This window comes from Methanosarcina sp. A14 (assembly GCF_001729375.1).
Classification (GTDB): domain Archaea; phylum Halobacteriota; class Methanosarcinia; order Methanosarcinales; family Methanosarcinaceae; genus Methanosarcina; species Methanosarcina barkeri.
In genome coordinates this window covers 1-10188 of sequence record NZ_LZPK01000079.1, presented here as the reverse complement: position 1 = coordinate 10188, position 10188 = coordinate 1, and the positions used below count along the sequence as shown (strand labels likewise).

Sequence of the window (10188 nt, the reverse complement as noted above, 5' to 3'; positions counted from 1 at the left end):
GTCCTATGTTCTTGGTTTTGCTTTCTTCCACTATTTTTTCCAGAAACTCACATACGTTTTGTTCGTCCATTTCTATCTTGGGTACATTCAGATCTTTCATCATACTGTCATTTACTTTATCGCATTGCTCAGCTGCACGAGCTAACCATCGCTTTACACTAGCAGATTCTACCTCTAAAACATCGGCAATGGCTTCAATGCTCATTCCTTTCATAGACATTTTCAGAGCTAAATCAATAGTTTGCGCATCTTTACGAAGATCGTGATAAAAGGTACCTGTATAATCATTGAATACTTTACCGCAATGGCGGCAAAGATATCTTCTTGTTTTTTCTCTACGACTTATGTAAGTTCCATTTCCAACAACATTGCCTTGGTTAGTTAAATATATGATTTTCAAATATATAACATCAATCAGATACAAATTGACCATCTTTAATTTAAAACCACTTATTATTTCCGTTTTTTTCGGCTACAAGTGTTTCGTTTACTCCAGCTTGTAAAAAAGAACCAGAAGAGCAAAATCCATGCACAAAATCCAGACAAAGCGGTGGATCAAACAAGCGAGCGTTTGTGATCGAGCGAACGAGAGCTTGTGATCAAACAAGCGAACAATTGGAAATTGAAGTAAATTAAAAAAGTCTTCGATTTCTGGGAATCTAAATAAAAAGAAGAAGAAATAGAAGAAGAGAAAGAAAAAGAAAAAGAAGTAAAAGAAAAAGAAGAAGAAATAGAAAAAGAAAAAGGGTATGCTTAAAAACAAACCCTATTTATTGGTTTTACTGGCTTTTTTCTTTTTGATTTTACCTGTGAATTCTCCATTCCAGATACTTCATAAACTCCATGGCTATAAGTGTAGTCGAGGCCAATGGAATTATCATTGCCCAGTCGGAAAGCGATAGGGGAACAGTCCTGAAAGCCGTCTGCATAATAGGCACGTAAACCGCTGCAAGCTGCAGGATTACAGTGCTCAGTACGGCATATATAAGGGACCTGTTAGTAAAGATTCCCAGAGAGAAGACCGAATACCTCTCAGAACGCCAGTTAAAGGCATTGAACATCAGGGAAATAACCACCAGGGTAAAGATCAGAGTCTGGATTTTTGGGAGGGAAACTCCATTATTGAGGGACTCGTAAAGGACCCAGATAGACTGGACTGCAATCAAAGTTCCTAATCCAAGGCTTGTTAAAAGCATTCTCCTGGAGACCAGCCCTTCTTTTGCCTTAGTTGGTTTTTGCTTCATAAGCCCCCTGTCAGGAGCTTCCATGGAAAGCGCCATTGGAGGCAGTCCGTCTGTTATAAGGTTAATCCAGAGGATCTGGACCGCAATGACAGGCAGGGTATGCCAGGCAAGTACTCCTACAAGGACTATGAAAACCAGACCAATGTGACAGGTAAGGCCGTAGGCAATAAAGTTTTTAATGTTTTTCAGGATATTCCGGCCCTCTTCGACTGCTGACACGATGGATGCAAAATTGTCATCAGTCAGGATCATGCTTGAAGCTTCCTTGCTGACGTCCGTGCCTGTAATCCCCATTGCAATGCCCATATCTGCGGCTTTCAGGGCAGGAGCGTCATTTACCCCGTCTCCGGTCATTGCAACTATATATCCTTTTTTCTTTAGAGCCTCAACCACCCTCAGCTTATGCTCGGGATAAACCCTTGCGTAGACCGAAACTTTCTCCACGATTTCTTCAAATTCCCTATCGCTAAGGGCTTCCAGTTCGGTACCTGTAAGGACAAGGTCCCCTTCCCGGAAAATTCCGAGTTCCCTTGCGATTGCAAAAGCCGTGGTCTTGTGGTCGCCTGTAATCATTATGGTTCGGATTCCTGCACTGGTACAGGTGGCAATTCCAAGCTTTACTTCTTCTCTTGGAGGATCGCGCATGCCCATGAGCCCTGAAAAAACCATCTCTTTTTCGGCTTCTTCATACAGGATGTCTTCCGGAACCTTGCGGTAGGCAAACCCCATAACCCTGAGAGTCTGGTTTGCCAGGTCGTTTACGACATTCAGGATTTCCTGCTTTCTTTCAGGGGTTAGCTCTTCCTCATGTCCTTCAAGGAAAATTTTCGTACAGGAAGCAAGAATAACCTCAGGAGCTCCTTTTGAATATGCATACAGCCCATCTTCGGAACTGTTCAGGGTAGTCATCATCTTCCTCTCGGAAGAAAAAGGAACTTCCCCTTTACGCTCATGTTTCTCTTCAAGGGCGTTTTTCCAGATGCCTTCTTTAGCTGCTGCGACTACAAGAGCACCTTCGGTAGGGTCACCTGTGATATCCCATACACCTTCGTTCTCAACCAGCCCTGCATCGTTACAGAGGGTTCCCGTAGCCAGCAGCCTATGAAGGTGTATATCTTCAGAAACAGGTTTGTCTCCGTTGAAAAAATCTCCTGTGGGTTTGTATCCCTCGCCTGTAACTTTTAAGAGAGTTCCATTTACGTACACCTTTTCAACAGTCATCTTGTTCTGGGTAAGCGTCCCGGTCTTGTCGGTACAGATGATGTTGGTGGAGCCAAGTGTTTCTACAGACGGCAGTTTTCTTACAAGGGCATGCCTTTTTACCATTCTTCTGACACCAAGAGCAAGCCCGACTGTCACAACCGCAGGAAGAGCTTCCGGAATTGCAGCAACGGCAAGGGCAACTCCCCAGAGAAACATCTCAAAAGGATCAAAACCCTCGATAATCCCGAGTATAGCCACAAAAGCCACAACTATAAGGGTTGCAGTCCCGAGCCAGCGCCCGAACTGGTCAAGTTTTTCCTGAAGGGGCGTTCTTTCCCTTTCAATATCCTCTAAAAGTCCAGCCAGCTTTCCGAAAGCCGTACTCATACCTGTTGCCGTAATAACGGCTTTTCCCCTGCCGTAGGTGACCGAGGTTCCGGTATAAGCTATGTTTTTCCTGTCAGGCTGCGGGGTTTCAGGAGGGTAAATCGCGGTGCTTTTTTCTACAGGAACGGATTCTCCGGTAAGGGAGGATTCGTCTATCTGCAAGGAGAGTGCCTCAAGCAGTCTTGCATCCGCAGGAATCCTGTCTCCTGCCTGCAAAAGCAAAATATCACCCGGGACAAGCAGGGAAGAGAGGACTTTTACCTCTTTTCCATCCCTTACAACCAGGGCTTCGGGGCTTGTCAATGATTTCAAGAGTTTGATTGACTCTTCGGCCCTGTACTCCTGAACAAAACCGAGCACGCCGGCAAGGATTACTGTAAACAGGATAACAAAAGCGTCAACAAACTCTCCGAGAAAAGCGGAAACCAGTGCTGCAGCAATCAAAATTATAATCAGAAAACTCTTGAACTGGGAAAGAAAAAGTTTTACAACCGAAGTCTTTTCTTCTTCTTTAAGTTCGTTTTTTCCGTATTTATCGAACCGTTTTTCCGCTTCTTCCGAACTCAGCCCGGTTTCTTCGGACGTGTTCAGAGTTTTTAGAACCGCATCTGCGGCTTCATCATAATACATCCAGTTTTTATCTCCAGTCAATCAGACAATCGCTTTAATTTTAAAAGCGTCCATGACCTACCAGTTCTAAATATAATATTCAAGGTGGTAATTAATATTAATAATAGAATATAGAACTTTGGATGTAAAAAATTAATAATGATATTTGCTTTCCTCAGAAAAAGGCTCAAAAATATTGTATCCTCTTCAAATTGAGGGAGAAGCTCTCAAAAAAGAGTTAGTATGTCTTTCATCTTTAATTTCATCAGGATTGATATCATTGAAGACAGCGATTGTTTTAAAACTTCGAGTTCCATTTTTTACTCCAAAAACAGAGCCAGAAGCAAAAATCCATAAGAGGAATAATCCTCTATTAGTTTTTTAATTCTTAGTTTTTTAATTCCTTAAAAATTCATTTTTGTCCAGAGACAGACCTTTTAACCCTTGCAAGGGCGGTTTCAGCCTTTTCTTTTGCTCCTTTGCTTTCCGACAGGTCAGCCGCGATTTTAAAAGCGTTTTCTGCTCCTTTAGGGTTGCCAAGCCTCAGTAAAACCTTTCCTTTTTCATACCAGGCTTCAGGAAAGTCAGGTTTCTTCCTGAGTGCCATTTCAAAAGCGTGCAGAGCTTCTTTTTCGGAGCCTGTTTCAAAAAGTACTTTTCCTCTAAGATGCCAGGCCTCTGCATTCTCGGGTTTTTCTTCAATGGCTTTTTCAAAAGCCTCTCTGGATTTCTCAAGTTCTCCAAGCTTTAAGTGCAATTTACCTTTTTCAAACCAGACACCTGCATCCTTAGGATTTATTTCCAGGGATCTTTCAAGTTCCTTCAGTTTCTCTTCGCACTTGCGCACCCGAACAAGCACAGCTTCCTTCCCTTCCCAGGCATTTTTCTGCACCGGGTTCAGGGAAATAGACCTCTCAAAAGCTTCAAGTGCCTGCCTGAGATGCTCGAGCTTTACCAGTGCAAACCCGGTATTGTTCCAGAGCCCTGGATGATCCGGGTTTATCCTGAAGGCACTTTCAAACGTTTCAAGCGCCTCTTCGTAGCGTTTGAGTTTTAACAGGGTATTTCCTTTATGAAACAGGGCTGGAAAATGCCTGGGGTTTTCAGAAAGTACCGTATCGAAAGCCTCAAGTGCAAGCCTGAGCCTGCCCTGCCTGTAAAGAATTACTCCTTCCTCATAGAAGTTCTCTGCATTTTTCGGGTTACTTTCTTCCAGACCCTCGCCTTCAAAATAGCTTTTTCTGAGTCCGGTTTCTGAAAGGTATCTGAAATCCGGGGATGTTTCCGAGCCAGGCCTTGAATCGAGGTATATAAATTCTTCTTTTGGCACAAAAGACTTGCAAATCCATCCTGGCTCAACTTTCCGGTTTGTAATAACGCAGTATCCGTTAACGTGCTTGGAACAGACCCCGCAGCAGTAAATTCTCCTTTCCAGCCGGTATCGAATCTGGTCAAGCTCGGTTGTAACCAGCCCCTCGTTCAGCCGTGCTTTGAAAGTCTCGTACGGGATGTTTTTAATTTTGATATAGACTGTTGAAGGGGCAGGTGGGTCCCATTCCGGAGGGTTTGAGGTCGGTTTTTTGCAAATCATAGTTCTGGCAGGGTTTATCCTTGCGGAATTTTTTTCTTTTTACCGGGAATTTTTCGTTTTTTTGAAGTTTTTTACTGGAAACGTTACTTTCGTTACTGAAATTATGCGTCGAAATTAAATGATTATCTAACCTTAGAGATTAATTGTAAATTAAATCTTTTATTGTGTCCCATTATCGGAGGAATCAGTATCTGAGGTGGAATCATTGAGTTCTGTCTTATTATCCGTTGAGGGCTGTTCTTGCGTTGAAGTTGATGTACTGGAGTTAGAAGCCGTTTTTTGAGAAGAAGATGCAGAGGACTCCTGTACGAGTACGACTTTGGTAGCCTTCGTGCTTCCTAACTCATTTGTGGCTGTCAGGGTATAAGTCGTGGTTTTACTGGGGGATATGCTCTGGCTGCCAGTTAGACCTACGGTTCCTATTCCAGGACTGATTGAGACTTTTGAAGCTCCAGATACACTCCAGGTTAAACTTGAGCTCTTTCCTTTCTCAAGAGTGTCAGGATTTGCGTTAAACGAGTCGATAGTTGGCAGCTTTTCTTGAGATGCCTGATTTTCCTGAAGTGATGAGTCATCTTGTGATTCCTGATTTTCTGTCGCTGTAGAATTTTCTTCCGATGCCTGGTTATCCTGAAGTGACGAATCATCCTGTGATGCCTGATCCTGTGATGCCTGATCCTCTTTCGATACCGAGTTATCTTCCGATGTCGGATTTTCCGTAGTCGATGAACTCTCCTGAGATGTCAGGCTTTCTTCCGAAGACTGAAGATTTGATGTGGAAGCATTTTCGGAGGAGTCAGTATTTTCCTCAACTGCAACAGTACAGTAAGCTGCATCTTCTTTTTCGCTATTTGAAGCTATAAGTTTATATGTCGTAGTGCCGGCAGGAGACACAGTAAATGTTCCGGTTGGCTCTGTAACTCCTATATCAGGCTCGATAGTAACATTCGAAACTCCGGAAACGTGCCAGTTAAGGACTGCACTCTCGCCTGGCATGATGGAATCAGGACTTGCATCAAATGAGCTGATGATCAGAGACTCTTGAGATTCATTATTAACCGTAACCGTGCAGAGCGCTACTTTTTCATTTCCTTTACCGGTTGCTATCAATTTATAGGTTGTAGACTCTGAAGGGGATACAGGAATGGATCCATTTGAACTTACAGGTCCTATACCAGGTTCTATTGTAATATTGTCAGCTCCAGAAACGTCCCAGTTCAAAATAGAAGATCCTCCAGGTTCAATAATTTCCGGTCCTGCATCAAAATTGCTAATTCCGACCGCTGCTGCAGGAAAAAGAGCTTTTAGAGCAATAGCTATACTCAGTATGGTACCTAATAATTTTAAAAGTTCTGGCAATGAGTTCCACATTGACTTAATTTTTTCCCAGATTGACTTATTACTGTCCTGTTTATCCATAATCAGACTCCATACAACCTATAAATTAAAACAAACAACCATGTTTAGTAGGTTGAAAAACAATATTTTTCAGGAAAGTTCACCTGAAATGTTAAGTTACACATCCGATTCTTTTTTGGATTGCAATTGAGATATATCTCATAGTTTAATAATATATATATTTATTAATTTTGGGATATATTTTCAAGAAGTTAGAAGAAAGGATAAAACTTAAGGATTAAAGTTAAGGGGTCAACTTTAGAGTTCAACTTCAGAATTTTTCAATTTACCGTCAAATTAAATCAATGTTAGACTCTTCCAAAAAGAAAGGCTGCAAGTTAAGTTACTTATATCCGCTATCTAATATATTATTTAAAAAAAACTGTTATTCTGCCGTTGATGATAAAATGGTTTGTAGTGGTTATATGAACTCTTACTGCAAGAAAACGCATGGAGTTCCAGCGTTGTTTTCTTTTTTCATTCCTGGCCTGGGCCAGCTTGTAAAGGGACTGTTTAAAAGGAAAAGATTTTTATATTAAAGGGAAAGGTCTTTTTATGTTAAACTATTTACATACACCCTCTTATTAAGTACTTAAAGAAGGTAAGTTCTATGAACTATTGCAGAACACACGGAGTTCCAGCATTGTTTTCTTTTTTCATTCCTGGCCTGGGCCAGCTTGTAAAGGGACATCTTTTCAAAGCACTGGGCATCTGGATAGCCTTCATTATCACAGGGACAATGCCTATTTTCGGGGCTGGATTTTTATTATGGCCGATTATATGGGTCTGGCAGCTCTATGATGCTTACAATGCCTGAATAAAAACATATTTGAAAGCAACTTTAAAGGATAATTTTGAAAGGATAAAACAAGTGTATAGTAAGCTAAGTTACTTAGCTATACATCAAAATTTTTTTAAGATTCAGAGGATGTAGTCTTATTTTTTTCAATCGTTCTCTATGATTCAGCTTTATTTGGTTAAGTCTAATCTGTCTATTTTCAATTTTGCTATCAATATCTATCAAATTGATAACAATTAAAAATCTGTCTATTTTCAATTTTGCTATCAATATTTATCAAATTGATAACAATTAAAAATCTGTCTATTTTCAATTTTGCTATCAATATTTATCAAATTGATAGCAATCAAAAAAACGGTATCATTAAGTCGATCTTATATATACTCATAAACAATTTTCAAATGTATCAATATCTGCGTACCATTCCCGCCTGCCATTCTGTCTCCGGCCATCCTCTGAAACCTCTGAGCTTGTTTATATTGTCCAGATAATTTATCACTTCATCAGCCTGAAAACCAAGATCTTTGAGCACACAACCAAGAACGGTTCCAGTTCTGCCTATACCTCCCATGCAATGGACAACAATACCTTTTCCTGTATCCATTTCTTCTAGTATTACATTCGTTGCCTTTCTTACAAGCCATTCAAGAGTGTCAGGATCATATGGAGAATTACCATAATGGAGGTCTTCTAATTCTGCAGAAAAAAGAACCTTGAGAGGATAGGGGTTATAAGATACTTCAGAATCACAGAGACATACAACACTTGAGAAACCTGCATTCTTAATTTTCTTCCAGGGCGTGTACATTCCGGGATAAGACATACCAGCCAGAGGTACAGGTTCCTTAAGAACTACATAAAAATTCATTGGGATTCGGATGCCTTCTATTTCAGGCATCGCCAGAGGACTCAATAAAGAAGATGCCATGCTATAAGAGTATGGAGTTAGAAGATATAAACTTCATTTAAGGACAGAAGATTTAAGGTATAAGTATAACAGTCAAAGAATTTGCACAATTTAAAATAATTAATAAACTTTTTAACTAAGAAGCAGACTTTTTAAATAAAAAGCTGATGTAGAAAAATAAGCTTGTACAGAAAAGTAAGCTTGTGTAGAAAAAGAAAAATAACTCCCACTTTTACTCACTATTGTTTTTCACTTTTCATCGTTTTTCACTTTAAGGCATTCACTTCCCTTATGCGACTTTGACATAGTTAAATACGGATTTAGTGCCGCAGTAGGTATTGTTTTTCTCTGTTAAGGTAACTGTATATTGTCCTGAGCGGTTGTACGTGTGCACAGGATTTTCTTTTGTTGAATTCGTCCCATCTCCAAAGTTCCAGTTCCATGATGTGGGCGACCCTGTACTATTATCAGTGAAAGCGACTTCCAGTGGCGCATTTCCGGAGGTTGGAGATGCAGAAAAATCAACTTTCTGAAGGTTTGAGTCAAGAGAATTCATGTGTAAATCGTCATTCAAAAGGTCATTGAACCAATCATCTGAATTATCAATGTTATTGAAGTCCTTGTTCATGAGCCCGTTGAACCAGTTGTCCCATAGAGTCCTGTCATTCGAGATAAAAGGCCTCAATTGATTTATTTCACTGGAAAGAAATGGAACATCCGACAGCCACTGATTAGCTTCATTTGAGGCTATCTGAACGTTTTTAGAAATCGAGAAGTTGGAAGCATAAATATTTACACTATCTACACTTCCATTATCAGTGCTATTGTCATAATGCCATACGACTTTGCTACTGTAGACAATCGGAGATGACTGCGAGGACGACTCATTGATTACTGTCCCATTACTTGTCATAACCTGAGTCTGAGTAACAATTACCGAACCATTCTGGTCACTCGACGCCGATGCAACGGATAAAGCAGAAATTGAAAAGGATAAAATAAGGGCTGTTGAAGCTAAAAGTACATACAACTTTTCCCTATTTTTCATTTTTTATTGCCTTCTTTGTATTTCATTTATCCTTATTTGATTGTTTTTCACGGAACTTACAGAGCTGTTGAGGGAAAATTATAACATTAAACTTTGAATGACTCTGTTCCAAAATCTAGTGATAAAAGTAAGTGTAACATCACTACACAAAATTATAATTCTATAATTATGTAATGATGTTACGGCAAAAACAATGGCAACTATAAACCTAACTCTTAATAACTTTTCGGAGCTCCCTGCTCTCTTAGACGTTTTTGGTTGTTTTGGAAACGATTATGAATATACTACACGAGGAATTTTTCGTAGAAAAATTCCTCCAGTCTGTTCCATTTGTAGTACTCCAATGGTTCATACTGGCTGTAATCCCCATACTAAAGAAGGTCTTGGAGAAATCAACATTGGTCGATATAAATGCTCAAATTGTGGTAGTACACACGAAGAAGATTATAGTTTTTGGGAAGATTTGAAGACTTTACTTTTTGATTCATTCAATGATTTCTTCCAGTTACTCAGATACCATAACGTTTCATACGATGGAATTTCTGACATAATGGACTTCATCTATCCAAGATCAAGAAGCACTATTTTAAGAGCATTCTACGAAGAAATGGAACAAGAAACTGTTCCATTTTCAGAAAATATACATATGGTGCACTATGACGAACAACATCCAAAAGAAGGAAGATGTCAGAAATACCGTTTAACCTTACTGGATGCAAAAACTCAAAGAATGAGAGCAGATGAACTTTTTGAAGATAAGAGCTCAGAAATCATCAAGGGATTTTTACAAAAAAATCTGGATGCATCAGAGCCTGTGTTTATCGTTACGGATTTTGATAAGAGATACCCTGATATATTAAAGGAAATTTTTGGGGATAAGTTAGTCCATCAATATTGTTTGATGCACTTAAACAAGCTTACTGTTAGTGATTTCCCAAAAAATACAACAATTGAACAGGAACTATTGAAGTACAGGTTATTATATTGAAGTACAGGTTATTG

The 10188-nt window shown here is 39.8% G+C and carries 6 protein-coding genes and 2 pseudogenes; 2 read left to right on the top strand and 6 right to left on the bottom strand.

Annotation, left to right across the window (positions count from 1 at the left end; all coding sequences use genetic code 11):
• Window positions 1-61 precede the first annotated feature (61 nt).
• The 4 genes and pseudogenes from A9239_RS04845 to A9239_RS04830 form a co-directional block, all read right to left on the bottom strand.
• A pseudogene (locus tag A9239_RS04845) lies at window positions 62-385 on the bottom strand (IS1 family transposase); the annotation flags it as partial.
• 418 nt (window positions 386-803) lie between these two features.
• Window positions 804-3464 carry a calcium-transporting P-type ATPase, PMR1-type gene (locus A9239_RS04840; RefSeq protein ID WP_048155635.1) on the bottom strand — a complete coding sequence of 887 codons (2661 nt, stop codon included), beginning with the start codon at window positions 3462-3464 and terminating at the stop codon, window positions 804-806.
• 391 nt (window positions 3465-3855) lie between these two features.
• Window positions 3856-5034, bottom strand: a complete 1179-nt coding sequence (locus A9239_RS04835) for a tetratricopeptide repeat protein (protein WP_048117106.1) — start codon at window positions 5032-5034, stop codon at window positions 3856-3858.
• A 159-nt stretch (window positions 5035-5193) separates the two neighbouring features.
• Window positions 5194-6453: a hypothetical protein gene (locus A9239_RS04830; RefSeq protein WP_048117109.1), complete on the bottom strand. Its 1260-nt coding sequence runs from the start codon at window positions 6451-6453 to the stop codon at window positions 5194-5196.
• Between the two features lie 589 nt (window positions 6454-7042).
• Between A9239_RS04830 and A9239_RS04825 the strand changes: the two genes are divergently transcribed.
• Complete coding sequence (locus A9239_RS04825) at window positions 7043-7249, top strand: hypothetical protein (protein ID WP_048117111.1); 207 nt, start codon at window positions 7043-7045, stop codon at window positions 7247-7249.
• 388 nt (window positions 7250-7637) lie between these two features.
• On the opposite strand, the gene A9239_RS04820 is transcribed toward A9239_RS04825, so the two are convergent.
• Both A9239_RS04820 and A9239_RS04815 read right to left on the bottom strand, forming a co-directional pair.
• Window positions 7638-8129 (bottom strand): hypothetical protein, encoded by a 492-nt coding sequence (locus A9239_RS04820; RefSeq protein WP_230668837.1) that lies wholly within the window; start codon window positions 8127-8129, stop codon window positions 7638-7640.
• 298 nt (window positions 8130-8427) lie between these two features.
• On the bottom strand, window positions 8428-9186 hold the full coding sequence (locus A9239_RS04815; protein WP_048155632.1) for a PKD domain-containing protein: 759 nt from the start codon (window positions 9184-9186) through the stop codon (window positions 8428-8430).
• Between the two features lie 193 nt (window positions 9187-9379).
• Here A9239_RS04815 and A9239_RS04810 point away from each other — a divergent pair.
• Window positions 9380-10168 (top strand): annotated as a pseudogene (locus A9239_RS04810) (ISNCY family transposase); the annotation flags it as partial.
• Between the last annotated feature and the right edge of the window lie 20 nt (window positions 10169-10188).

Coding starts and splice junctions, on each gene's coding strand:
- A9239_RS04840 (WP_048155635.1), bottom strand. CDS start 3,464: ATGTATTATGATGAAGCCGCAGATGCGGTTCTAAAAACTCTGAACACG.
- A9239_RS04835 (WP_048117106.1), bottom strand. CDS start 5,034: ATGATTTGCAAAAAACCGACCTCAAACCCTCCGGAATGGGACCCACCT.
- A9239_RS04830 (WP_048117109.1), bottom strand. CDS start 6,453: ATGGATAAACAGGACAGTAATAAGTCAATCTGGGAAAAAATTAAGTCA.
- A9239_RS04825 (WP_048117111.1), top strand. CDS start 7,043: ATGAACTATTGCAGAACACACGGAGTTCCAGCATTGTTTTCTTTTTTC.
- A9239_RS04820 (WP_230668837.1), bottom strand. CDS start 8,129: ATGCCTGAAATAGAAGGCATCCGAATCCCAATGAATTTTTATGTAGTT.
- A9239_RS04815 (WP_048155632.1), bottom strand. CDS start 9,186: ATGAAAAATAGGGAAAAGTTGTATGTACTTTTAGCTTCAACAGCCCTT.